We start from the raw sequence: 23101 nt of genomic DNA, 5'->3' as shown, positions 1-23101 counted from the left end.
CCACCGGCGGTTGCGCACACCTCTGCGCTGATGAGCATCGGCGAGGTGCTGGCGCAGCTGCGGGTGGAGTTTCCCGACACCACCATTTCCAAGCTGCGGTTCCTCGAGGCCGAAGGCCTGGTCGAGCCGGAGCGGAGCCCGTCCGGGTACCGCAAGTACAGCTGGGCGGATGTCGACCGGCTGCGCTTCGTGCTGGCCGCCCAGCGGGACCAGTACCTCCCGCTGCGGGTGATCCGTGAGCAGCTTCTCGAGCGGGACACCGCTGCCGCGCCGCCGCAACGGCCGGCGCTGGTCGCGGTCGGACCCGACGGTGCGGTGCCGGGCCGCACCGACAGCGAACCGGTCCCGGTCGACGAACGACTGGGCCGGGCGGAGCTGATCGCACGGACCGGCATAGAGGAGAGCACGCTGGCCGAGCTGGAGCGCCTCGGCGTGCTCGGCTCGGGTGCCTCCGGCTGGTACGACGGTGACGCGGTGATCATCGCCCGGGCGGTGGCAGGGCTGGCGACGTACGGCCTGGAGCCGCGGCATCTGCGCGGTTTCCGTTCGGCCGCGGACCGCGAGGTCGGCCTCTTCGCCCAGCTCGTGGCCCCGCTGGCGCGGCAGAAGGACCCGGCCGCGCGGGCCCGTGCCGACGAGTTGGCACGGGAGCTGGCCTCGCTCTCCCAGCAGCTGCACGCGGCGCTGGTCCGGGTGGGGCTGCGGTCGGCTCTCGGCGGATGATCCACCCCGGCGTTCGCCGTCAGGCAGGCGCCGGGGTGCGTGCCGTAGGCTTGCGTGGGTATCCCCCTTTCCGGCGCGTACGGACGCGGTGAATCACACGGGACGGGCCTGTCCCGTTCCGTGTACGGTCGTGCCGGAAGGGTGCAGCACAATGACGACGACACGGAGGCGGCGGTGCGCGAGCTGAGCGTGGTCGGGGTTCGGGTGGAGCTGCCCAACAACCAGCCGATCGTCCTGCTCAGGGAGGTCGACGGGGACCGCTACCTGCCGGTGTGGATCGGCGCGGTGGAGGCCACCGCGATCGCCTACGAGCAGCAGGGCGTCAAACCGGCCCGGCCGCTGACCCACGATCTGCTGCGCGACATCCTGACGGCGCTCGACGCCCCGCTGCGCGCGGTGGAGATCGTCGAGCTCAAGGAGAACGTCTTCTACGCCGACCTTCTCATCGGTGACGACGTGCGCGTCTCCGCCCGGCCGAGCGATTCGATCGCCCTGGCGCTGCGGGTCGGTGCGCCGATCCGCTGTGCCGAGGAGGTTCTCGCCGAGGCGGGCATCGTCATTCCCGACGAGCAGGAGGACGAGGTCGAGAAGTTCCGCGAGTTTCTCGATCAGGTCAGCCCCGAGGATTTCGCCGGCTGACGGTTTACCGCTGCACCGGCGACAGTGGAGCATTTTCGTGATCGGCGTGTCGTGGCCGTTCCTTCCTGGTAACCGACTCGTTGCCCTATAGGCTTTTGCGCAGTCGGGGCGCGCCACGTAAACGGTGGGTCACCGCACTTGCGGGGAGGTCATCCGGATGCATGAGCCACGAGACCCTGATCCGGCCCTGGTGGCAGGCCAGGCCGACGACGTGTTCGCCGACGACGGCGATTCGGTCGGGTACCGAGGTGTGACGGCGTGTAGCGCGGTCGGGATCAGTTACCGGCAGCTCGACTACTGGGCGCGTACTGGCCTGGTGGTGCCGAGCATCCGGGACGCTTCCGGCTCCGGCACGCAACGGCTCTATTCCTTCCGTGACCTGGTGGTGCTCAAGGTCGTCAAGCGCTTGCTCGACGCGGGCGTGTCGCTGCAGAACATCCGTCGCGCGATCGAGGTGCTGCGTTCCCGCGGGGTGGGGGATCTGGCCGGCATCACGCTGATCTCCGACGGCACCACCGTCTACGAGTGCCGTTCGCCGGAGGAGGTCGTGGACCTGCTCCAGGGCGGGCAGGGCGTCTTCGGCATCGCGATCGGCGGGGCCTTCAAGGAGATCCAGGGATCTTTGTCGCTGCTGCCGGCCGAGCCGGCGGGTCCCGCCCCGGCCCCGGCCGTGCCGATGCCGTTGCCGGAGCAGGAGAGCGCCGGCGACGAACTGGCCGCCCGACGGGCGCGCCGCCGCGCCGGCTGAGCCGAACGAGGCCGGCATCGACCTCGTGTCGTCTCCGGGTCGCTGCCCTACCGCCCCCGTTTCCGGACGCCCGCGTTACCGCGCACGGGCGCTGTCATCGATGCCCGGACGGCGAATCCGAAACCGGTTCCGGAACATGGCAGGATGACGATTGCGCTGATCATGGGGCACGCTATCGTCCCCAGATGCGACCGGCGGGCCTGCCATCCGCGCAGGAGTGACGCCGGATGCCCATTCCCTCCGGAAGGAACGACTGTGACGGCTACCCAGGAGAACACCGCGGCCTCCCACTACGACCGCATCGGCGGCGCCCCGGCCGTCCGCGCCGCGGTCGAGCAGTTCTACGACCGGGTGCTCGCCGACCCGGAACTGGCCGGCTACTTCGCCTCCGTGGACATGGCGGGGCAGCGTCGCCACCTCGCACTGATGCTCGCCACCGTGCTGGGAGGACCGAACGAGTACGCCGGCCGCGGCCTGGCCGAGGCGCACCAGCCGCTGCGGATCCCGGCAGCGCACTTTGCCCTGGTCGGCGAGCACCTGGTCGCCGTGCTCATCGGGCTGGGCGTGCCGGCCGACATCATCGCCGACGTGCAGACCGTGCTGGGCCAGGTGCAGGACCAGGTGGTCTTCAACGGGAACACCGCGGGCGCCTGAGCGTGAACGTCGCCCGCCTCAAGCAGAGCTGGAACCTGGTCGCCTCGCACGGCGACCAGGTGCCGCTCTACTTCTATTCCTTGCTCTTCCTGGCCAATCCCGATATCCGGCAGATGTTCCCCACGAACATGGCCGGGCAGCGGGACCGGCTCTTCACCGCACTCGGACACATCGTCACCAATGTGGACCAGGTGGATCGTCTGGTGGGCTTCCTGCAGGATCTCGGGGCCGACCACCGCAAGTTCGCCGTGGCGCCCGAGCACTACCCCGCAGTAGGGGAGGCGCTGCTGGGCACCCTGGCGCACTTCAGCGGTGACGAGTGGAGCGAGGAGCTGGCGGAGGACTGGGCCGCGGCGTACGGCCTGGTGGCACAGGTGATGACCGAGGCCGCCGAGGCCGCCGAGAACATCTCCCCGCCCTGGTGGGTGGGGGAGATCGTCGGACACGAACGGCGTACCTTCGACGTCGCCGTGGTCACCCTGCGCCCCCAGTACCTGCTGCCCTTCACCCCGGGCCAGTCGATCGGGGTGTCCCATCCGGCCGTGCGCTCCTGGCGTTACTACTCGCCGGCGAACGCGCCGCGTCCCGACGGCACGATCGAGCTGCACGTGCGCGCCGCCCCCGGCGGCACCGTCAGCTCCCGCCTGGTCTACGGCAACCGCGTCGGCGACCAGCTCCACCTCGCCTCGCCGATCGGTGAACGGCTGACCCTGGCCCGGGCCGGCGACGCGGATCTGCTGCTGCTCGCCGCGGGCACCGGCTGGGCGCCGGTACGTTCGCTCGTCGAGCAGGTCGCCGCCGAGGGTGGGCGGCGCCGGGTCGCGCTCTACGTCGGCGCGCGCTCCCAGTCGGAGTTCTACGACGGCGAGACGATCGCGAAGTACGCGGCCGCCTACCCCTGGCTGACGGTGACCCACGTGATCGGGCTCGATCCCCGCCGTCCGCACGAGCCGGTACATCCGTACGAGCCGGCGCTGGCCGACGGCGACTGGCGCGACCGGCACGTCTACATCTGCGGCTCCGACGAGATGGTGCTCGCCTCCCGCGCCGCCCTGGTGCGGGCCGGGCACCACCCCGCGCAGCTGCACCACGAGGGTCTCGGCAAGCACTGGTACGGCCCGACGTGGCGCACGGCGGGTCACGACGCGTCCCACCTGACACCCGAAACAGCCGGAGGTGCCCTGTGAGCGCTACCCAGATCGGCAGCTACGACGGTGTTCCGGTCGAGCCCGAACCGCAGGTGCGGCTGACCGCCGACCGGGTGCGCCGCTGGGAGTTCGAGAGCGCCTCGTTCGCCCGGCGCGGCTATGACCACCAGGACGTCGACCGGTTCCGGATGCAGGTCGCCGACGAGCTGGACGTGCTCGCCGCGCAGGTGGGCTACCTGCGGGGAGAGAACGAGCGCCTCACCGACCAGCTCGAGCTGCACCGGCACGGCGTGCTGCCGAGCACGGGACGGTCCAAACTGCCGGCCGCGAAGGAGGTGAACCTGCTCTCCGCCGCGCAGCGTGAGGCGGAGCAGATCATCGCCCAGGCCCACGAGTACGCCCGGCGGGTCGCCGATTACGCCCGGGTGCAGTACGAGAGCTACATGCAGGCGGCGGTCGAGGAGGCCCGGCAGGAGGCCGAACGCGCGGTGCAGGACTACCGGCGCACCGCGGGGGACACCTTCGACGACGGGGTCGCCGCCCGAGAGGCGCTGCGTATCTACGGCGAGATGATGATCTCGCACATGCAGGCGGCCGCGCGGCATCTGGACGACGGCAGCGAGCACCTGGCGCGCACCATGGACCGGCTGGCCCGGGAACTGCCCGGTGGCACACAGCAGTCCGGTGGCCCACAGCGGTCCGGCGGCCAGACCGCCCTGCCCGGCCAGTACCAACGCTGAGGGGCCGCCCGCCCGGCCCGGTACGGGCGTACCGGGCCGGGCGCCCTTCAAATGGGGGCGAGAACCTGAGCCGTCGGCGGGTAGGGTCGCGTCGATGCCCATCGCCGGGTACGAGCCGGCGGACATGGCGCCGGTGACACCGGATCCGCCCGAGCGGCAGTGGCGATGACAAGGAGCAGCAGGTGGGCGCAGTGCGGACCGAGCCGGTGATCGCGCTGGTCACCTCCGATTTCGGGCTGACCGTCGACACCGAACTCTCGGCGCTGGCCGAGCGGATCGGTGAGCGGGCCCGGGTGAGCACGGTGCGCTGGGATGATCCGGCCGTGGACTGGGCCGCCTTCGACCTGGCGCTGATTCGCTCCACCTGGGACTACCCGGGGCGCGTCGCCGAGTTCCTGGACTGGGTCGACCGGGCCGCCGGGGCGACCCGGCTGGTCAACCCGGGGCCGCTGGTGCGCTGGAACGCCGTCAAGACGTACCTGGCGGATCTGGGCGAGCGGGGTGTGCCGGTGGTCCCGACCGCCTTCGTCGCGCCCGGGCAGCAGCCGGCGCTGCCGGCGGGGGAGTTCGTCGTCAAGCCGGTCGTCGGCGCCGGCGCCCTGCACGCGGCCCGGTACGGCCCGCAGGAGCACGAGCGGGCGGCCGCGCAGATCGGCTGCCTGCACGCCGACGGCGCCACGGTGATGATCCAGCCGTACCAGGCGGCGGTCGACACCGCGGGGGAGGCAGCCCTGGTCTTCGTCGGGGGCCGGTTCCGGCATGCCGTACGCAAGGGCGCGGTGCTCGCGCCCGGCGTCGCCTACGACAGCGACCGGGACGCGCACCCGGACCTGCGCCGCTACACGCCGACCGAGCGGGAGCTGGCGGTGGCGGGTACGGCGCTGGCCGCCCTCGATGGTGCGCCGCCGCTCTACGCCCGGGTGGACCTGGTGCCCGGCCCGGACGGCGCGCCGCTGCTGATGGAGCTCGAGCTGATCGAGCCGGACCTGTTCCTCTGGGCGGATCCGGCGACCCTGGACGCGCTCGTCACCGCGGTGATCGACGCGGCGCTGACCACGCCGTAGGGCAGGCCGCGCAGCCGGGTCGGTGAGTCCTCGCTGACCGCCACACCCGTGAGGCAGCATGGAAGCGTGATGCAGCGAATCGAGGCGCTGGCCGAGCGGGTAGCCGGCGGCGGCGTGGTGGTGCTCAGCGGTGCGGGCCTGTCGACCGAGTCCGGTATCCCGGACTACCGGGGACCCAGCGGCGCGGCCCGGCGCCGGCACACCCCGATGACCTATCAGGCCTTCGTCGCCGATGCGCAGGCGCGGCAGCGCTACTGGGCGCGCAGCCACCTCGGCTGGCGGGCGATCACCGGTGCCGCCCCGAACGACGGGCACCGGGCGGTGGCGCGGCTGCACCGCGACGGGCTGGTGACCGCGGTGGTGACGCAGAACGTCGACGGACTCCACACCGCGGCCGGCTGCCCCGACGTGATCGAACTGCACGGCAACCTGGCGCGGGTGCGCTGCCTCGGCTGCGGGCAGCGCAGCGACCGGGCCGAGCTGGACCGCCGGCTGCGGGCGGCGAATCCGCACCTGGCCGACCACGGCGCGCAACTCAACCCCGACGGCGACGTCGACCTGCCCGCCGAGGCGGTGGCGGCCTTCCGTACGGTCGACTGCGTGGACTGCGGCGGCATCCTCAAACCCGACGTGGTCTTCTTCGGTGAGAACGTCCCCGCCGACCGGGTGGCCCGCTGCTTCGACCTGGTGGAGCGGGCCCGGTTGCTGCTGGTGCTCGGCTCCTCCCTGACCGTCTTCTCCGGTCGCCGGTTCGTCACCCGGGCCGCCGCCCTCGGCATCGAGGTGGCCATCGTCAACCAGGGGCCGACCCGCGGCGACGGCTGCGCCACGCTCAGCCTCGACGCCCCGCTCGGGGTGGTCCTGCCCGAGCTCTGCCGGCACGTCGAGGGCACCCCGTCCCCGCCGACGGGGACCGGCCCCACCCCGCCGCCGTCGACCGTCCCGGTGAGCGCCTGAACTCTCCGCCGGCAGCCACGCGGCCGGCCCGTGCCGCGGCGTCGATCATGACGGTCCGGTCCGGGGGCGCGATGCGGTGACGGTCGCCGCTGGTAGCGTGGAACGTGCCGGCAACACCCGCGTGGGAGAGACCGTCACGTTCCGACGGCGCCGAAGGGGCAACCCCTCCCCGGAACCTCTCAGGCAAAAGGACCACGCAGGGCAGGCACTGTGAAGCGGGCCGGAATCTGTTCCGGGCGCGACAGAGGGGGAGGCCGACCCGTCGACCTCACCGCCTGGGAGCGCCGCCCATGACCGTCGAGCAGTTCGTCAACCGTCACCTCGGCCCTGATGCGGCAGCGCAGGCCCGGATGCTGGAGGCCGTCGGCTACGGCTCCGTCGAGGAGCTGATGGACGCCGCTATCCCTGAGGTGATCCGCTGGCACGGCACGCTCGACCTGCCGGAGCCTGCCACCGAGCAGGAGGCGCTGGCGCAGCTGCGGGCCCTCGCCGACCGCAACACCGTCGCCGTCTCCATGATCGGACTCGGGTACCACGGCACCCACACGCCGCCGGTGATCCGGCGCAACGTGCTGGAGAACCCGGCCTGGTACACCGCCTACACCCCGTACCAGCCGGAGATCAGCCAGGGCCGGCTGGAGGCGCTGCTGAACTTCCAGACCATGGTCGCCGACCTGACCGCGCTGCCGCTGGCGAACGCTTCCATGCTCGACGAGGCGACCGCCGCCGCCGAGGCGATGACCCTGGCCCGGCGGGCGAGCCGCAACGGCAGCGCCGTCTACGTCGTCGACGCCGACGCTCTGCCGCAGACCGTCGCCGTGCTCCGCGCCCGCGCCGAACCGCTCGGCATCGAGGTGCGGGTGCTGGACCTGGCCACCACCGACCTGCCCGCCGAGCTCTTCGGCCTGCACCTGCAGTACCCCGGGGCGTCGGGGGCCGTCCGTGACCACCGGGACCTGGTCGAGGCGGCGCACGAGCGCGGCGCGCTGGTGACCGTCGCCGCGGACCTGCTCGCCCTGACCCTGCTGCGCCCGCCGGGGGAGATCGGCGCCGACATCGCTGCCGGGACCACCCAGCGCTTCGGCGTGCCGATGGGCTACGGCGGCCCGCACGCCGGCTACCTCGCCGTCCGGGCGGGACTGGAGCGGATGCTGCCCGGCCGGCTGGTCGGGGTCTCCCGCGACGCGGCCGGCGAACGGGCGTACCGGCTGGCGTTGCAGACCCGCGAGCAGCACATCCGCCGGGAGAAGGCCACCAGCAACATCTGCACCGCGCAGGTGCTGCTGGCGGTGATGGCCGGCATGTACGCCGTCTACCACGGCCCGGACGGGCTGCGGCGCATCGCCGAACGGGTGCACGCGATGGCGGACCGGCTCGCCGGCGGGCTGCGGGCCGGCGGGGTGGAGACCGGCGCCGAGCCGTTCTTCGACACGGTCACGGCCGTGGTCCCGCAGCGCGCCGCCGCGGTGGTGGCCGCGGCCGCCGAGCGCGGTGTCAACCTGCGCCTGGTCGACGCCGACCGGGTCGGGATCGCCTGCGACGAGACGACAACCGAGGAGCACCTGCGGGCCGTCTGGGCCGCCTTCGGCGTCGACGCCCCCACCGGTGAGCCGCAGTCGCCGGCGCCCGCCGGGCCGGCGCGTTCCACCGCGTACCTGACGCACCCGGTCTTCCACGCCCACCGGTCGGAGACGGCGATGCTGCGTTACCTGCGCCGGCTGGCCGACTTCGACTATGCGCTGGACCGCGGCATGATCCCGCTCGGCTCCTGCACCATGAAGCTCAACGCCACCGCCGAGATGGAGCCGATCAGCTGGCCCGGCTTCGCCGACCTGCACCCCTTCGCTCCGGCCGCGCAGACCACCGGCTACCGGGAGCTGATCTCCTCACTGGAGGAGTGGCTGGCCGAGGTGACCGGCTATGACGCGGTCAGCGTGCAACCCAACGCCGGTTCGCAGGGGGAGCTGGCGGGGCTGCTGGCGATCCGGGCGTACCACCGGGACCGGGGCGAGACGCACCGCACGGTCTGCCTGATTCCGTCGTCGGCGCACGGCACGAACGCGGCGAGCGCGGTGATGGCGGGGATGCGGGTGGTCGTTGTCGCCTGCGACGCCGACGGCAACGTCGACCTGGTCGACCTGGACGCCAAGATTGCAAAGCACCGGGACGAGCTGGCGGCCATCATGGTCACCTACCCCTCGACCCACGGCGTGTACGAGAGCGGCATCGCCACCTGCTGCGCCAAGGTGCACGACGCGGGCGGGCAGGTCTACGTCGACGGCGCCAACCTCAACGCGCTGCTCGGCTTCGCCAAGCCCGGCCAGTTCGGCGCGGACGTGTCGCACCTGAACCTGCACAAGACCTTCTGCATCCCGCACGGCGGCGGCGGACCCGGCGTGGGACCGGTCGCGGTACGCGCGCACCTGGCGCCGTACCTGCCCGGGGATCCGCTGGATGCCGACGGGACGCCGGCGGTCTCGGCGGCGCGGTACGGCTCGGCCGGCATTCTGCCGATCGCGTGGGCGTACCTGCGGATGATGGGCGCCGAAGGGCTGACCCGGGCCACCGGCACGGCGGTCCTGGCGGCGAACTACGTGGCGGCCCGGCTGCGGGCGCACTACCCGGTGCTCTACTCCGGCAGCAAAGGGCTGGTGGCGCACGAGTGCATCCTGGACCTGCGGGCGCTGACGAAGGCGACCGGCGTCACCGTGGACGACGTCGCCAAGCGGCTGATCGACCACGGCTTCCACGCCCCGACGATGTCGTTCCCGGTGGCGGGGACGCTGATGGTGGAGCCGACCGAGAGCGAGGACCTGGCGGAGCTGGACCGCTTCTGCGACGCGATGATCGCCATCCGGCGGGAGATCGACGAGGTCGGCACGGGGACCTGGCCGGCCGGTGACAACCCGCTGCGCAACGCGCCGCACACCGCGGCGATGGTGAGCGCCGACGAGTGGCCGCACCCGTACCCGCGGTCGGTCGGGGCGTACCCGGCGGGGGTGGAGCGGGCCGGGAAGTACTGGCCGCCGGTGCGCCGGGTCGACGGGGCGTACGGGGACCGGAATCTGGTCTGTGCGTGTCCGTCCCCGGAGGCGTTCGAGGAGTGAGGACCGTGGCTGCCGGGACGGGGATGTGCGCCGTCCCGGCGCCGGCGTTGGCCGCGGCCGGTCGGGGGAGCAGGTGACCGGTGGCGGGTGATCAGCGACTACGTGTGGTTGTCGGCTCAGGCGGCGACGGTGCGCCGGGCCGGTCCACGCCGCGGGGCGACGGTGCTTCCGTCGGGGAGCAGCTCACCGGTGTCCTCGAAGAGGATCACACCGTTGCAGAGTAGGCTCCATCCCTGCTCCGGGAAGCGGGCGACGATCCGCGCCGCCTCCCGGTCGGTGGCTTCTGCGGAGGGGCAGGGCGGTTGGTGCTGGCACATCGGGGTCTCCGGACTGTGGGTTCGCTTGTGGCACGTTTCACAGATCTAAGGGACGCACAGTACCAAGTCCGTGCGTCTGCTATCGAAGGACCTCCGGTGCGCGTACCCGAAGCTGCGTCGCGTAGATGAGCATCGACGCGCTCGCCGGCCCTGGTTCGCTGCCGTCTGCGCTGCTCGGAGCCGCTGAGGCGCTGCCGCCTGCCGCGCCGCGCGACTGCGGTGCCGGCCATCACGCCGTCGGGCGTTTCGAGTGGCGCGTCGGCGAGCCCGGCGATCCGGCGGTCCTGGCCGAGGAGTTCCTCGCAGCGCACGGACTGCCGGTGACCGAGCTGAACCAGGCGGCGGACGGGACCTGGCCGGCGGGGATCTGCGGGGCAGCCCTCCACTTCTCCGCCGCGGCCGGTGCGGTGGCCGTGGGTGGACCTGTCGGGAAGCCGAGCCCCGCGCCCGTGCTGCCGGACGTGGCGGTGGTCCTCTACGCCCACACCCCGGCCCGGCCTGCCCCGCAGCCGGCCGCGGCCGCCCAGCCCTGGCAACTGGACGGGTGGGCGGCGAGCTGGACGCCGCAGGCGCACGCCGACGCCGTCTCGGCGGTCCGGCAGACGATCGCCGCCGGCGACGTCTACCAGGTCAACCTCGTCGGCCATGCCGCTGCCCGGTACCGCGGTGACCCACTGCCGGCGCTGCGCCGGCTGGCCGCGCTGCCGGGCGCGCGATACGGGGGAGTGCTCACCGGCCGGGGCTGGGCGATCGGCTGCGCTTCCCCGGAGACACTGGTGCAGGTCAGCGGCGGGCAGGTGGTGACCCGGCCGATCAAGGGCACCCGTCCGGCGACCGCGGCCGGGCGGGCCGAGCTGCTCGCCTCGGTGAAGGAACGGGCCGAACACGTCATGATCGTCGACCTGGAGCGCAACGACCTGGCCCGGGTGGCGCGAACCGGCTCCGTACGGGTCGACGAGCTCTACGCGGTGCGGCGCTGGTGCGACCTGTGGCAGGCGGAGTCGACAGTCTCGGCCCGCCTCGACGACGGGATCGGCCTGGCCGCGCTGCTGCGCGCGGTTTGTCCCGGGGGTTCGGTGACCGGGGCGCCGAAGCTCGCCGCGCTCGGGGAGGTCGCCCGGCTGGAGCCGGTCGGGCGCGGCGCCGCGATGGGGGCGCTCGGCTGGCTCGGTCCGGCCGGGCTCGACCTGGGGCTGACCATCCGGACGGTGGCCGCCGACGGTGACCGGCTGCACATGTGGGCCGGCGGCGGGATCACCTGGGGCAGTGAACCCTGGGCGGAGGTCGCCGAGGCGGCCGCGAAAGCGGCACCGCTACGGGCGGCCGTGGCCGCGTCGGGCGGCACAGCGGATAGCCTTGGATCATGACCATGCGACCGATCCGGATCATCGGTGACCCTGTCCTGCGTACCGAATGCGACCCGGTGACCAGCTTCGACGCCGAACTGCGTGCGCTGGTGGCCGACCTGATGGACACCATGCTCGGCGCGCCGGGCCGGGCCGGGGTCGCCGCCCCGCAGATCGGGGTCGGTCTGCGTGTCTTCGTCTACGACGCCGACGGCCACCGAGGACACCTGGTCAACCCGGAGATCGTGGAGCTCTCCGAAGAGTTGCAGGACGACGACGAGGGCTGCCTGTCGATTCCCGGGTTCTACTTCCCGACCCCGCGCGCCATGCACGTCACCGTCGCAGGCTTCGACCAGCACGGCGAGCCACTGACCGTCACCGGCAGCGGTTTCCTGGCCCGCGCGCTGCAGCACGAGACCGACCACCTGGCCGGCCGGCTGTACGTGGACACACTCCGGGGAGCGGCTCGCCGTCAGGCGCTGCGCGAGATCCGCACCGGTCGCTTCGACCGTCCTTCGGCCTGACCCGGACGGCCGCCCCGCAACTGCGGACCGCCGCCGACACCGGTGGCCCCTCGCCGCTGCGCCGAAGGCGAATCAGTGAACCTGACCAGCGGCCGCCGCGTCGGCGACTCCATGGGGAGTCGGCTCCGCAGCAGCCGGGGTGCGGTAGGCACGAAGAGGTGCGTTGGCCGCCGCCACGGCGGCGATCGCCAGGAGCGCGGAGAGCCCGCCGAAGACCAGCGAGAAGGAGGCGGAGGTGGCCGACGCCAACAGGCCACCACGAAAGTTGCCGAGTTCTGGCCCCGCGACCCCGATGACGTGCTCCACCGAGGAGACCCGCCCCCGGTACGCGTCCGGTGTCTCCAGCTGGACCAGGGCGCTGCGGGTGACGACGGAGACGGTGTCGGCGGCGCCCGCCACGGCCAGGCAGCCGAGCGCCGGCCACAACGGTCCGGCCAGACCGAAACCGGCCAGCGCCAAGCCCCAGACAGCGGCTGCGGCGAGCTGCACCAGGCCGGCACGGCGCCAGCGCGTCACCGTGCCGGAGAGCAGACCGGCCGTGATGCCCCCGAGCGCGACGGCCGAGAGGAACAGGCCGAGGGTCTGCGGGTTTCCGCCGAAACGGATCTCGTTGACCAGCGGGAAGAGCGCGACGGGCATGGCGAGCAGCGTCGCGGACAGGTCGGTCGCCATCGAGCCCCACAGCGTCGGGCGGCGCAGGACGATAGTCCAACCGCCACGCTCCGGCCGGCGTCGGCCGGCTGCCGGATCGGCGCCGTCGGGCGGCATGGCAGGCAGCCGGATCACCGTGAGCATTGCGACTGCCAGGGCCACGGCCTGGGCCGCGTATGCGGCAGGGAACCCCCATCCGGCGATGATCACCCCGGCCAGCGCGGGACCGGTCAGCATCGCTGCCTGGAAGGAGACGTTGGTCAGGGCAAGACCGGCCGCGACCTGGTCACCCGGCAGCAGCCGGACCGGGAAGGCCCGCCGGGCAGGGGCGCCGAGAGCGCTGCTGCTCGCCCCGATAGCCACCAGCGCGAGCAGCAGCGGCACGCTTGAGTTGCCCGCCAGGGCCTGGGCGCACAGTCCTGCGGCGGCCAGCACCTGGCCGGCGGTGGCGGCCCGCAGCACCGAACGGCGGTCAAAGCCGTCGGCCAACGTGCCGCCGAGCAGTCCGAACAGCACCATCGGCCCGCCGACGGCGAGCCCGATGGCGCCGGTGCTCACCGGGCTGCCGGTGAGCTCCCAGACCTGGGCCAGCACCGCCACGTTGGCTATCTGCGCACCGAGCTGCGCGGCGGAGGAACCGATCCACAGGTCGCGAAACGACTGACTGCCCCGCAGCGGGCGGGTGTCGAGGAACCGGACCCGCCTTCTCACGGCGGTGGCTCGACAAGGTGGTGGAGGATCCGCTGCCGCATCGGCCGGCGCGCAAGCGCCCGCCGCACCTGCTCCACAACGGCTGTCATCGCGTAAGGGATCTCCCGGTCCAGCTCGGCGACCGTCTCGTGGGTGGCACGCCACTCGGCCTCCAGGAACGGCACCAGTAATCTGCCCCGTTCGGTCAGGTCGATTCGCCGGGTGCGGGCGTCAGGCCCCGGCTCGGAGGTGACCAGATCCTCTTTGCGCATGGCGGCGATGGTCTGGCTGACCGCGGAGTGGGAGCGACCCAGGGACGTCGCAAGCTCGCGAATGGTCATTGGTCCGGTGTGGGCGAGCCGGATCAGGGGATAGGCGAACCGGGGCCGGACCCCGGTGATGCCACGCTCGACGTAGACCTGCTCGATCTCGGCTTCCATGGCCGCCAGCAGCTCGTGCAGACCGTGCCAGGGATCGCGTAGCGCGGTTGGGTCCGAAGATGTCACAGCGCTAATATAACAGCGCTGCGACATCGCCCCTGATGTAGCTCGCCAGCCCCCACGACCCCGCTTCCCCCCCATAACCTAGCGTCCTAGGATGGCCTAGAGGGCATAGCCCTCATCACAAAGAAGACGCCGGGCAAGCCCGGCGACAGCACCAACACAAGCCGGCGCGGTTTCGCGGTCGCACAGCTGGAAAGGGAGGGGAGAAGGACAACCGACAGAAAGGCCCAGGCCAAGAGATGACCGACCGCGAGCAGGCACCTCAGTCCGTCAAGGACGCACAGCTGGCGAGCTACCAGGTGGACAACCGGGGGCAGGGGATGACCACCGACCAGGGGATCCCCGTCCAGGACACCGACAACTCACTGAAGGCCGGTGATCGGGGCCCGACCCTGCTCGAGGACTTCCACTTCCGCGAGAAGATCATGCGGTTCGACCACGAGCGGATCCCGGAGCGCGTGGTGCACGCCCGCGGCTCGGGCGCACACGGCTACTTCCAGCTGTACGAGTCGCTCGCCGAGTACACCAGCGCCGATTTCCTCTGCGACCCGTCGCTGCGTACGCCGGTCTTCGTTCGTTTCTCGACTGTGCAGGGCTCGCGCGGCTCGGCCGACACCGTCCGGGATGTGCGCGGCTTCGCGACGAAGTTCTACACCCGGCAGGGCAACTTCGACCTGGTCGGCAACAACATGCCGGTCTTCTTCATCCAGGACGCCATCAAGTTCCCCGACGTCATCCATGCCGTCAAGCCCGAGCCGCACAACGAGATCCCGCAGGCCGCCTCGGCGCACGACACCTTCTGGGACTTCGTCTCGCTGCAGCCGGAGACGATGCATCACGTCATGTGGCTGATGTCGGACCGGGCGCTGCCGCGCAGCTACGCGATGATGCAGGGCTTCGGCGTGCACACCTTCCGGCTGATCAACGCCGAGGGGCGCTCGACCTTCGTGAAGTTCCACTGGATCCCGAAGCTCGGCACCCACTCGCTGGTCTGGGACGAGGCGCAGAAGATCGCCGGCAAGGACCCGGACTTCAACCGCCGGGATCTGTGGGAGGCGATCGAGTCGGGCAACCACCCGGAGTACGAGCTCGGTCTGCAACTCTTCACCGAGGAGGAGGCCGCCCGGCTCGACTTCGACGTCCTCGACCCCACCAAGCTCATCCCTGAGGAGATCATTCCGGTACGCCGGGTCGGCAAGCTCGTCCTCGACCGCAACCCCGACAACTTCTTCGCCGAGACCGAGCAGATCGCCTTCTGTGTGCAGAACGTGGTGCCCGGCATCGGCTTCACCGACGACCCGCTGCTGCAGGGCCGCCTCTTCTCCTACCTGGACACCCAGCTGACCCGGCTGGGCGGGCCGAACTTCGCGCAGATCCCGATCAACCGGCCGGTGGCGCCGGTGCACAACCACCAGCAGGACGGTTTCCACTTCGACGCCGTACCGGCGCGCGAGGCGAACTACCACCCCAACTCGATCAGCGGCAACACGCCGACGCCGCAGGGCGACCGCGGGTACGTGCACTACCCGTCGCAGGTGGCGGGCCCGAAGCTGCGGTTGCGGCCGGAGAGCTTCGCCGACCACTACAGCCAGGCGGCGATGTTCTGGAACAGCATGTCGCCGTGGGAGAAGAAGCACATCGTCGCGGCGTACCGCTTCGAGCTGGGCCGGGTGGTCCGCAAGGAGATCCGCCAGCGGATGGTGGAGCACCTCAACCGCATCGACAACGACCTGGCGGTGGCGGTCGCCCAGGGCCTCGGTGTCGCCGCCCCGGAGAAGGTCACGGACAACTTCGGTGGCAGGTCGCCGGCGTTGAGCCAGGCGATCGAACCGAAGGACAAGCCTCTCGGCCGGAAGGTCGCCATCCTGGTGGCCGACGGCGTGGACGCGGCGAGCGTCACCCCTCTGGTGGAGACGCTGAAGGCCCAGGGGGCGGTGCCGGAGCTGCTGGCACCGGTGGACGGTGCGGTGACGGCCGCCGACGGGACGCCGCTGCCGGTGGACCGGGCGATCGTCACTGTCGCGTCGGTGCTCTACGACGCGGTGGTGGTGCCCGACGGCACTGCGGCTGCGGAGCTGATCTGCGGTGACGGGTACGCGGTGCACTTCGTGGCCGAGGCGTACAAGCATGCCAAGCCGGTGGCGTTCATCGGGGCGGGTGCGATGGTGCGTACCGCGGCGAACCTGCCGGCCGGGGATGCGGCGGCGGAGGCCGGGGTGCTCACTTCCGGCGCGGGCGCGCCGGATGAGGATTTCCTGGGGCAGCTGGTGACGGCGGTGGCGGCGCACCGGTTCTTCGAGCGTCCGGTGGATGCCGTGTCGGCCTGATCGGGTGTGACCCGGCGGCGGGGGGGGGGGGCGGGGGGGGGGGGGGGGGGGGGGGGGGGGGGGGGGGGGGGGGGGGGGGGGCGGGTTTTTCGCGCGGCGGGGTGTGTGCGTTGTGGGCTTTGTGGGTGGGTCCGGGGGGGGGCCCGGGTCTCCCTTTGTCGCGGGGGGCCGCCGCCTTTTCGGGACAGGCGCACCCGTCATACGCCGGCGACCTGCCCTGCGGGCTCCGGTGAGCCGGGCGGTCAGGTGAACTGGTCGTAGCCGAGTTTGACGATCAGGGCGAGCACGACGACGAGCAGGACGGCGCGGACGAATCCGGCACCTCGTCGGATCGCCATGCGGGAGCCGATCAGGGCGCCGATGACGTTGCAGGCGGCCATGGCGAGGCCGAGCTGCCACATGACGTGCCCGGTGGAGGCGAAGACGATGAGCGCGCCGAGGTTGGTGCCGGCGTTGACGAGCTTGGCCATGGCGGAGGCGTGCAGGAAGTTGGCGCCGATGACGGTGGTGAAGGCGAGGATGAGGAAGGTGCCGGTGCCGGGGCCGATCATTCCGTCGTAGAGGGCGATGCCGCCGCCGGCGATGGCGATGGCCGCGGCGGCGCGGGCGGGGGTGCGCCGGCCGGGCGCGGCGTGCAGGCCGAGGCTGGGTCGCAGGGTGACGAAGAGAGCGACGGCGACGAGGACGGCGAGCACCGCGGGCCGGTACGCCTCGGCGGGGATGGTCCCGGCGAGCGCGGCGCCGACGCCGGCGACGAGGACGGCTATGGCGGCGGCGGGGCCGGCGACGCGCCAGTCGATGCGGGTGCGGCGGGCGTAGGTGAGTGCGGCGGTGCTGGTGCCGAAGATGGCGGCGAGTTTGTTGGTGCCCAGGGCGGTGGCCACGGGTGCGCCGGGTACGGCGATGAGCAGGGCGGGGAGCAGGAGCAGGCCGCCGCCGCCGACGACGGCGTCGACCCAGCCGGCGAGGGTGGCGGCGGTGAGCAGCAGGCCGAGGGAGGCGGGATCCACGCGGTGATTCTTCCGGGCGGCCGGTGGTGTCGGTGAGCTGGTGTGGGGAGCTTCACCTGGGTGTTCGTCGGGCCGGGGTGTTGGTCAGCGGCCGCGGAGGCGGCGGATCCAGAGTCCGATGGCTGAGGCGACGAGGAATACCAGCAGGGAACAGAAGAGCGCCTTGAAGATCACGGGGCAACTGTGGCATGGCGGCACGTAGGGTGCAGGGGTGCGCTTGGCCACGTTCAATCTGCTGCACGGCCGTTCTCCGGACGACGGCCTGGTGGATCCCGAGCGGCTGACGGCGGCGGTGGGGGCGATCGACGCCGACATCCTCGCGTTGCAGGAGGTGGATCGGGATCAGTCCCGCAGTGGCGGGCTGGATCAGACGGCGATCGCCGCGCGGGCGTTGGGGGCTGCCGAGCACCGGTTCGCCGCGGCGCTGGTGGGTACGCCGGGTGGGGTGTTCCGGCGGTTGCGGGCTGATGACGACGGTTTTGGGCAGCCCTGTTACGGCGTGGGGCTGGTGAGCCGGTATCCGGTGGTGTCGTGGCAGGTGTTCCGGTTGCGTTCGTCGCCGGTGCGGTCGCCGATGGTGGTGCCGGGGATGGGGCGGCGACTGGTGTTGCTGGATGACGAGCCGCGGGTGGTGTTGGCGGCGGTGGTGCAGACGCCGCTGGGCCGGTTGACGGTGGCGGCGACGCATTTGTCGTTCGTGCCGGGGTGGAACGTGTTGCAGTTGCGGCAGGTGCTGCGGGCGTTGCGGTCGTTGCCGGGGCCTCGGCTGCTGATGGGGGATCTGAATCTGCCGGCGGGGGCGGTGCGGCTGGTGACGCGCTGGCGGCCGTTGGGGGGCGCGCGGACGTTTCCGTCGGTGGTGCCGCGGGTGCAGTTGGATCACATGCTGGCTGATCCGGACGCGCTGGCGATGTTGCCGCCGGTGCGGGACGTGCACACTCCGCTGTCGGTGGTCTCGGATCATCGGCCGTTGGTCATCGATCTGGGTTGAGGTCGTCGGTGCGGGACGGGCCCGTCAGCGGGTGGCGCCGACCCGGGTGGGTGGCGATGGCGGCGGGGGCGTGGTGGCACGCCGGCGGCTGCGGTGGCGGTGCACGGCCAGGGCGACGGCTGTGGTGAGGAGCAGGCCGGCCCAGAGCCAGAGCGAGGTGACCATTGCGGTGGGGAGTTCCTGGGCGAGGGTGAACACGCCCATGACCACGACGAACCAGCCGAAGGTCTTGCGCAGGGTCGTCTCGGGGATGCGGCCGGCGAGGCGTCCGCCGATGAGGCTGCCGAGGACCGCGGCGGCGGTGACTGCCGCGGCGAGCGCCCAGTTGATCTGTACGGTGCTGAGGTAGCCGGCGAGTCCGGCGAAGGACTTCATGGCGATCACGACGAGTGAGGTGCCGACGGCGATGGGCATGGGGAGTCCGCCGAGCAGGGCCAGGGCGGGGACGACGAGGAATCCGCCGCCGGCGCCGACGAGTCCGGTGACGGCGCCGACGACGACTCCGTCGAGCAGGATCCGTCGGATTGGCAGGTCGGTGGGGGTGGCGTTGCCGGTGGTGTTGCGCCGGCCGCGGATCATCGCGCCGGCGGTGGCGAGCATCATCAGGGCGAAGGCGACGAGCAGCAGTTTCTCGGGCAGTTTCGCTCCGGCGAGGCCGCCGAGGTAGGCGCCGACCATGCCGGCGGCGCCGAAGATCAGGCCGGTGCGCCACCGTACGCGGCCGGCGCGCAGGTGGGGGATGACGGCGACGGCGCTGGTGACGCCGACGACGAGCAGCGAGGTGGCGATGGCTTCCTTGCCGGGCAGCCCGGCGACGTAGACCAGCAGCGGCACGGCGAGGATGGAACCGCCGCCGCCGAGCAGGCCGAGGGTGACGCCGATGCCGACGGCCAGGATGACCGTGAGGGCGGTGCCCGCGCTCATCGGGTGGCCGGTGCGGTCGGGGCGCCCTCGCGTAGCTGGGCGACGATGGTGCCGAGGTCGCAGGTGGCGGTGGCGCGGTTGTAGGGGAGTTTGGCGAGCATCATGCCCATGGCGCAGGTGTTGGTGACGGCGGCGAAGGTGAGTCCGGCGCCGATGAGGGCGGCGACCCATTTCGCGCCGGGGATCACGGTCGAGGCGAGGACCGCGAGCAGGACGATGGCGCCGGCGACGAGGCGGACCTGACGTTCGAGGTTCCAGCGGGCTTTGGCCTCGTTGACGGGTGCGCCGCTGTTGCGCCAGGCGAGCATGCCGCCGGCGAGGACCTTGAGGTGGGGCAGGCCGGCTTGGGCGAGGCTCTGGCCGGCCTGGGTGGCGCGGGCGCCGGAGTGGCACACGAGGACGATGTCGTCGTCGAGGTGTGCGCGGAGTTCTGCGCGGTGCTCTTTGAGCAGGTCCAGGGGCACGTTGTACGCGCCGGGGATGTGTGCGCTTTCGAACTCGCCGGGGGTGCGGACGTCGAGTACCCGTACGCCGTTGCCGGTGTCGAGCAGTTCCCGCAGGGCGGTGGGGTCGATCGTGGCGTTGCTGCTGGTCATGGTCCTTGTTTCTGGTCGGTGGTGGGGGTTGCCGGGAGCGCGGCGGCACGGGCGTGTGTGCCGTGCCGCCGCGGCTGTGGTGTCAGGCGCCGGTGGTCATGGGCAGGCCGGCGGCCTCGGCGTGGCCGAACATGTCGTCGATGTGGACGACGTCGCGGCCGGCGTTGGCGAGCAGGCTGACGGCGGCGGCGGCGCGGTAGCCGGAGCCGCAGTGCACCCAGATCACGCCGGCGGGGATTTCGGCGAGGCGGCGCGGCAGTTCGGGCAGCGGGATGTGGATGGCGCCGTCGATGTGGCCGGCTTTCCACTCGCCGGTGAGCCGTACGTCGAGGATGACGTCGACTCCGTCGCGGGCCTGGGCGGCGGCGAGGTCGGTGAAGTCGGCGACTGTCAGCTCCCGCAGTTGCCGCTCGTCGGTGGCCCATTCGTCGGGGCTGCCGGTGGCTGCGGCGGCGGGCCGGTCGATGCCGATGCGGACGAGTTCGCGCTGGGCGTCGGCGATCTGCTCGGCGGTGTCGGCGAGCAGGGTGATGGGGGTGCCCCAGTCGATGAGCCAGCCGAGCCAGGTGGACATGGGTCCGTCGAGGCCGAGGCTGACGGTGCCGGCGACGTGGCTGGTGGCGTACGCCTTGCGGTGGCGCAGGTCGACGACCCATTCGCCGGCGGCGATGCGCTGGCGCAGTTCGGCGGCGTCGGCGCGGGTGACGGGGCTCAGGTCGACGGGGGCGGGGCCGGCGCTGTTGGCCACGCCCATGTGGGCGTAGTAGGCGGGGTAGGCGTCGAGGCCGGCGAGGGTCTGGGTGACGAAGTCGTCGGCGGCGAGCCGCAGCGCGGGGTTCTGCTGCTTTTCGCGGCCGATGGTGGAGGCGGGGGCGTCGGCCTGGGTGGCGGAGCAGAAGCTGCCGAAGCCGTGGGTGGGCCAGACTTCGGCGCCGTCGGGGAGCAGGTCGGCGAGGCGGCGTACGGAGTGGTGCTGGTGGTGGGCGAGGGTGTGGGCGTGTTCGTGGCCGAGCAGGTCGGGGCGGCCGGTGGTGCCGAAGAGCATGGAGCCGCCGGTGAAGACGCCGATGGGGTTCCAGCCGTCGTCGCCTGCGGTGTCGAGGATGAAGGAGAGGTGGTGGAAGGTGTGGCCGGGGGTGGCCACGACGCGTACCCGCATGGCGGGGGAGACGTCGATGGTGTCGCCGTCGCGCACGCCGCGGCGGGTGAAGTCGACGGTGTCGGCGGCGTTGACGAGGTATTCGGCGCCGACGACGCGGGCCAGGTGCAGGCCGCCGGAGACGTAGTCGTTGTGGATGTGGGTTTCGGCGACGTGGGTGATGCGGGCGCCGAGGCGGCCGGCTTCGGCCAGGACGCGGTCGATGTCGCGTTGCGGGTCGATGACGACGGCGACGGTGCCGTCGGTGGCGAGGTAGCTGCGGTCGCCCAGCGACGAGGTGGAGATGACGGAAACCTCTACGGTCATGGGTTCGCTCCTTCGAAAATACCCCGGGGGGTATGCAGGGGGCGCACTGATGGCCAGCGCGAGGGCGCGACCGCCGCCGGTGGCGGCATCGCACGAAGCGCGGACGCCCCGGCAACCAGGGGCGGACCCGCATCCGTTGCCAACCATACCCCCGGGGGTATATCTCGGCAAGTGCCGGTCGGCTCAGCGCCGACCGCGCGACGGTTCGGCGCGCCGTTGACCGCACACCCAAGTGGCCGGGATGAGCTGGTTATGGTGGCAGGACGCCGATGCCGTCCACCACCGGAGGCCGCCATGACATCGACCGTTCCCGCCGCGCCGAGCGTCGTCGCCGCGCCCGCCGTCACCGGTTCGGCGCTGCTGACCTACATCGACGAGGCGAGCGGCGAACGGGTCGACCTGACCGCCGCCGACCTCGGCGACTGGGCCGCCCGCAGCGCGGCGCTGCTGCGCGACGGGTGCGGCCTGCGCCCCGGTGACACGGTCGCGGTGCTGCTGCCGCCGCACTGGCAGAGCGCCGCCGTGCTGCTGGGCGCCTGGGCGGCCGGCCTGACCGTCGCCTTCCGGCCGTGGGCCACCGCGGGACTCGCCGGCGACGACGACGGCCCGTACGACGCGGTCTTCGTCTCCCGGCAGCGGCTGCGCAGCCCCCTGGAGGTGGTGCCGCAGGCCCGGCACCGGTTCGTCGTCGACACCGCACCGCCCGGGGCCGCGCCGGAGCTGACGCCCCCCGGCTACCGGGACTTCCTCGCCGAGGCCGGCACCCACGGCTGCGAACCCCCGGCGTACGAGACGGTCCGCGCCGGGGACGCGGCAAGCCCGGACGGCACCACCTACCAGCAGTGGCGGGTGATCGCCGAGGGCATCGCCGCCGAACTGGGACTGGCCGCGGGTGACCGGCTCGCCGTCGACGTCGCCACCGAGGAGCAGCCGGTGAAGTGGCTGCTGACTCCGCTGTCGGTGGGAGCGTCGGTGCTGCTCTGCGCCAACTGCGACGCCGACGCCTTCGCGGCCCGCGTCGCCACCGAAGACGTCACCCACGTACTGGGATAGCAACCGTCCTCGGCGGCGGTGACAGCCGGCCCGGCTCCTGAGCAGCGGCGACATCGGTACGTCCGCGACTGGTGCGTGGGGGCCCCACTCGGGTTCTCGTTCTCAGATCTCCTGGCGCGGGCCGCACTCGGCGCGTTCTGCCTGGTCAGGCCCTTCGCCGGCGGGCCGGGTCCGCGTGAGCGGGAGACAGCCCCCGGCGAGGTCGGGTTGCCGGCGGGTGCGAGCATGATCGCATGGAGATTTTCGAGGACTCCCGCACCGTGTCGCGGGACGATCTGGCCGCCTGGCTTCGCCAGCTCGCCAACCAGCTGGAATCCGATGGACGGATCTTCTTCGGCGCCGCGGGCACCGTGCGGGTCGCCGACGAGGTCGAGTGCGAGTTCGAGATCGAGGACGAGGACGGCGAGATCTCCGTCGAGATCGAGTTCACCTGGCCCAGCCCGCGGCCGGCCTCCGCCGACACCTCCGAGAACGAGGACGAGGACGAAGAAGAGGACGCGGGCAAGGAGGCAGAGGACGAGGAAGGCGAGGAGGACGAGCCGGCCGTGGACAAGCCGGCCGCCGCTGCTCCCGCCGTCGCTGCCGGCGCTGTGGAGGTCACCGCCCCGGTCGACGCCGAAACTCTCGGCTCTTCGTCTGTGGCGGATGCCGACAACGCCGCGGCGGGGAAGCCCGCGACCCCGGCTCAGGCCACCACGCCGGCTGCCGACGAGCCCACCGCCTCCGACGCCGAGGAAGAGACGGCGGCCTCCGACGCCGAGGAACCCGCAGGCGAGTCGGCTGACGCCGACGAGCCCGCCGCCGCCCCCGACAAGGCTGACGCTGCCGACGCCGCTGACACCGACGGCGGCGCCGCGGACGAGAGCGCGGAGAAGAAGGCCTGACCTTCGGTCGTGCGAGGTTCTCCGGAGCGCCCGCGGCCTT

General features: G+C 72.3%; 22 protein-coding genes and 1 riboswitch. Of the genes, 15 read left to right on the top strand and 7 right to left on the bottom strand.

Translation table 11 applies throughout. From position 1 onward, the window contains the following. The first annotated feature begins 30 nt into the window (after window positions 1-30). The 9 genes from ftsR to gcvP all read left to right on the top strand — a co-directional run bounded on the left by ftsR (window position 31) and on the right by gcvP (window position 9780). Window positions 31-723, top strand: a complete 693-nt coding sequence (gene ftsR, locus ACK8GG_RS05675) for a transcriptional regulator FtsR (protein WP_440353053.1) — start codon at window positions 31-33, stop codon at window positions 721-723. A 174-nt stretch (window positions 724-897) separates the two neighbouring features. Next, the gene (locus ACK8GG_RS05670) at window positions 898-1362 is read left to right on the top strand and encodes a bifunctional nuclease family protein (protein ID WP_440351020.1); all 465 of its coding nucleotides are present in this window, start codon (window positions 898-900) and stop codon (window positions 1360-1362) included. 157 nt (window positions 1363-1519) lie between these two features. After that, window positions 1520-2110 carry a MerR family transcriptional regulator gene (locus tag ACK8GG_RS05665; RefSeq protein ID WP_440353054.1) on the top strand — a complete coding sequence of 197 codons (591 nt, stop codon included), beginning with the start codon at window positions 1520-1522 and terminating at the stop codon, window positions 2108-2110. A 255-nt stretch (window positions 2111-2365) separates the two neighbouring features. After that, window positions 2366-2764: a group I truncated hemoglobin gene (locus ACK8GG_RS05660; protein WP_440351018.1), complete on the top strand. Its 399-nt coding sequence runs from the start codon at window positions 2366-2368 to the stop codon at window positions 2762-2764. A gap of 2 nt (window positions 2765-2766) precedes the next feature. Next, window positions 2767-3951, top strand: a complete 1185-nt coding sequence (locus ACK8GG_RS05655; RefSeq protein ID WP_440353055.1) for a globin domain-containing protein — start codon at window positions 2767-2769, stop codon at window positions 3949-3951. Next, a complete protein-coding gene (locus ACK8GG_RS05650) occupies window positions 3948-4652 on the top strand; it encodes a DivIVA domain-containing protein (protein ID WP_440353056.1) in 705 nt (234 codons plus the stop codon). The genes ACK8GG_RS05655 and ACK8GG_RS05650 overlap by 4 nt, the downstream gene beginning before the upstream one ends. A gap of 182 nt (window positions 4653-4834) precedes the next feature. Next, entirely contained in the window at window positions 4835-5716 is an 882-nt protein-coding gene (locus tag ACK8GG_RS05645; RefSeq protein ID WP_440355747.1) for an ATP-grasp domain-containing protein, read from the top strand. A gap of 69 nt (window positions 5717-5785) precedes the next feature. After that, window positions 5786-6673 carry an NAD-dependent protein deacetylase gene (locus tag ACK8GG_RS05640; RefSeq protein WP_440353357.1) on the top strand — a complete coding sequence of 296 codons (888 nt, stop codon included), beginning with the start codon at window positions 5786-5788 and terminating at the stop codon, window positions 6671-6673. A 112-nt stretch (window positions 6674-6785) separates the two neighbouring features. Beyond that, window positions 6786-6878: riboswitch (glycine riboswitch) on the top strand. 85 nt (window positions 6879-6963) lie between these two features. Next, complete coding sequence (gene gcvP / locus ACK8GG_RS05635; RefSeq protein ID WP_440355746.1) at window positions 6964-9780, top strand: aminomethyl-transferring glycine dehydrogenase; 2817 nt, start codon at window positions 6964-6966, stop codon at window positions 9778-9780. Between the two features lie 116 nt (window positions 9781-9896). Here the strand turns inward: gcvP and ACK8GG_RS05630 are convergent, their stop codons facing one another. After that, window positions 9897-10097, bottom strand: a complete 201-nt coding sequence (locus tag ACK8GG_RS05630; protein ID WP_440351013.1) for a DUF5999 family protein — start codon at window positions 10095-10097, stop codon at window positions 9897-9899. Between the two features lie 125 nt (window positions 10098-10222). Here ACK8GG_RS05630 and ACK8GG_RS05625 point away from each other — a divergent pair, with 125 nt between their 5' ends. Together ACK8GG_RS05625 and def are read left to right on the top strand one after the other, a co-directional pair. Further along, a complete protein-coding gene (locus tag ACK8GG_RS05625) occupies window positions 10223-11464 on the top strand; it encodes a chorismate-binding protein (RefSeq protein ID WP_440355745.1) in 1242 nt (413 codons plus the stop codon). Further along, a complete protein-coding gene (def, locus tag ACK8GG_RS05620; RefSeq protein ID WP_440355744.1) occupies window positions 11461-11967 on the top strand; it encodes a peptide deformylase in 507 nt (168 codons plus the stop codon). Before ACK8GG_RS05625 ends, def begins: the two co-directional genes overlap by 4 nt. 72 nt (window positions 11968-12039) lie before the next feature. Here the strand turns inward: def and ACK8GG_RS05615 are convergent, their stop codons facing one another. Together ACK8GG_RS05615 and ACK8GG_RS05610 are read right to left on the bottom strand one after the other, a co-directional pair. After that, a complete protein-coding gene (locus tag ACK8GG_RS05615) occupies window positions 12040-13329 on the bottom strand; it encodes an MFS transporter (RefSeq protein WP_440351010.1) in 1290 nt (429 codons plus the stop codon). Then, window positions 13326-13814, bottom strand: coding sequence for a MarR family winged helix-turn-helix transcriptional regulator (locus ACK8GG_RS05610; protein WP_440355743.1), 489 nt, complete (start codon window positions 13812-13814; stop codon window positions 13326-13328). Before ACK8GG_RS05610 ends, ACK8GG_RS05615 begins: the two co-directional genes overlap by 4 nt. A 236-nt stretch (window positions 13815-14050) precedes the next feature. On the opposite strand from ACK8GG_RS05610, the gene ACK8GG_RS05605 reads away from it, so the two are divergent. Beyond that, entirely contained in the window at window positions 14051-16138 is a 2088-nt protein-coding gene (locus ACK8GG_RS05605; protein WP_440355742.1) for a catalase, read from the top strand. Between the two features lie 242 nt (window positions 16139-16380). Here ACK8GG_RS05605 and ACK8GG_RS05600 read toward each other — a convergent pair whose 3' ends face one another. Then, on the bottom strand, window positions 16381-17148 hold the full coding sequence (locus ACK8GG_RS05600; protein WP_440351007.1) for a sulfite exporter TauE/SafE family protein: 768 nt from the start codon (window positions 17146-17148) through the stop codon (window positions 16381-16383). A 211-nt stretch (window positions 17149-17359) separates the two neighbouring features. Between ACK8GG_RS05600 and ACK8GG_RS05595 the strand changes: the two genes are divergently transcribed. After that, entirely contained in the window at window positions 17360-18139 is a 780-nt protein-coding gene (locus ACK8GG_RS05595; protein WP_440353063.1) for an endonuclease/exonuclease/phosphatase family protein, read from the top strand. A 24-nt stretch (window positions 18140-18163) separates the two neighbouring features. Here the strand turns inward: ACK8GG_RS05595 and ACK8GG_RS05590 are convergent, their stop codons facing one another. The 3 genes from ACK8GG_RS05590 to ACK8GG_RS05580 all read right to left on the bottom strand — a co-directional run bounded on the left by ACK8GG_RS05590 (window position 18164) and on the right by ACK8GG_RS05580 (window position 21124). Continuing rightward, complete coding sequence (locus ACK8GG_RS05590) at window positions 18164-19063, bottom strand: sulfite exporter TauE/SafE family protein (RefSeq protein WP_440355741.1); 900 nt, start codon at window positions 19061-19063, stop codon at window positions 18164-18166. Continuing rightward, window positions 19060-19659 (bottom strand): rhodanese-like domain-containing protein, encoded by a 600-nt coding sequence (locus tag ACK8GG_RS05585; protein ID WP_440353065.1) that lies wholly within the window; start codon window positions 19657-19659, stop codon window positions 19060-19062. Before ACK8GG_RS05585 ends, ACK8GG_RS05590 begins: the two co-directional genes overlap by 4 nt. Before the next feature lie 82 nt (window positions 19660-19741). Beyond that, window positions 19742-21124, bottom strand: coding sequence for an MBL fold metallo-hydrolase (locus ACK8GG_RS05580; protein ID WP_440355740.1), 1383 nt, complete (start codon window positions 21122-21124; stop codon window positions 19742-19744). Window positions 21125-21418: 294 nt separating this feature from the next. Here ACK8GG_RS05580 and ACK8GG_RS05575 point away from each other — a divergent pair, with 294 nt between their 5' ends. Together ACK8GG_RS05575 and ACK8GG_RS05570 are read left to right on the top strand one after the other, a co-directional pair. After that, window positions 21419-22177, top strand: a complete 759-nt coding sequence (locus ACK8GG_RS05575) for a TIGR03089 family protein (RefSeq protein WP_440355739.1) — start codon at window positions 21419-21421, stop codon at window positions 22175-22177. A 233-nt stretch (window positions 22178-22410) separates the two neighbouring features. Beyond that, window positions 22411-23061, top strand: coding sequence for an amphi-Trp domain-containing protein (locus tag ACK8GG_RS05570; protein WP_440355738.1), 651 nt, complete (start codon window positions 22411-22413; stop codon window positions 23059-23061). Window positions 23062-23101 lie beyond the last annotated feature (40 nt).

The organism is Melissospora conviva, from assembly GCF_049523535.1.
GTDB classification, from domain to species: domain Bacteria; phylum Actinomycetota; class Actinomycetes; order Mycobacteriales; family Micromonosporaceae; genus Melissospora; species Melissospora conviva.
This window is presented reverse-complemented; position numbering and strand designations above follow the sequence as displayed.

Excerpts from the sequence above, each read along its gene's own strand:
- ftsR (WP_440353053.1), top strand. The coding sequence starts at position 31 with ATGAGCATCGGCGAGGTGCTGGCGCAGCTGCGGGTGGAGTTTCCCGAC.
- ACK8GG_RS05665 (WP_440353054.1), top strand. The coding sequence starts at position 1,520 with ATGCATGAGCCACGAGACCCTGATCCGGCCCTGGTGGCAGGCCAGGCC.
- ACK8GG_RS05640 (WP_440353357.1), top strand. The coding sequence starts at position 5,786 with ATGCAGCGAATCGAGGCGCTGGCCGAGCGGGTAGCCGGCGGCGGCGTG.
- gcvP (WP_440355746.1), top strand. The coding sequence starts at position 6,964 with ATGACCGTCGAGCAGTTCGTCAACCGTCACCTCGGCCCTGATGCGGCA.
- ACK8GG_RS05630 (WP_440351013.1), bottom strand. The coding sequence starts at position 10,097 with ATGTGCCAGCACCAACCGCCCTGCCCCTCCGCAGAAGCCACCGACCGG.
- ACK8GG_RS05625 (WP_440355745.1), top strand. The coding sequence starts at position 10,223 with ATGAGCATCGACGCGCTCGCCGGCCCTGGTTCGCTGCCGTCTGCGCTG.
- def (WP_440355744.1), top strand. The coding sequence starts at position 11,461 with ATGACCATGCGACCGATCCGGATCATCGGTGACCCTGTCCTGCGTACC.
- ACK8GG_RS05605 (WP_440355742.1), top strand. The coding sequence starts at position 14,051 with ATGACCGACCGCGAGCAGGCACCTCAGTCCGTCAAGGACGCACAGCTG.
- ACK8GG_RS05590 (WP_440355741.1), bottom strand. The coding sequence starts at position 19,063 with ATGAGCGCGGGCACCGCCCTCACGGTCATCCTGGCCGTCGGCATCGGC.
- ACK8GG_RS05585 (WP_440353065.1), bottom strand. The coding sequence starts at position 19,659 with ATGACCAGCAGCAACGCCACGATCGACCCCACCGCCCTGCGGGAACTG.
- ACK8GG_RS05580 (WP_440355740.1), bottom strand. The coding sequence starts at position 21,124 with ATGACCGTAGAGGTTTCCGTCATCTCCACCTCGTCGCTGGGCGACCGC.
- ACK8GG_RS05575 (WP_440355739.1), top strand. The coding sequence starts at position 21,419 with ATGACATCGACCGTTCCCGCCGCGCCGAGCGTCGTCGCCGCGCCCGCC.
- ACK8GG_RS05570 (WP_440355738.1), top strand. The coding sequence starts at position 22,411 with ATGGAGATTTTCGAGGACTCCCGCACCGTGTCGCGGGACGATCTGGCC.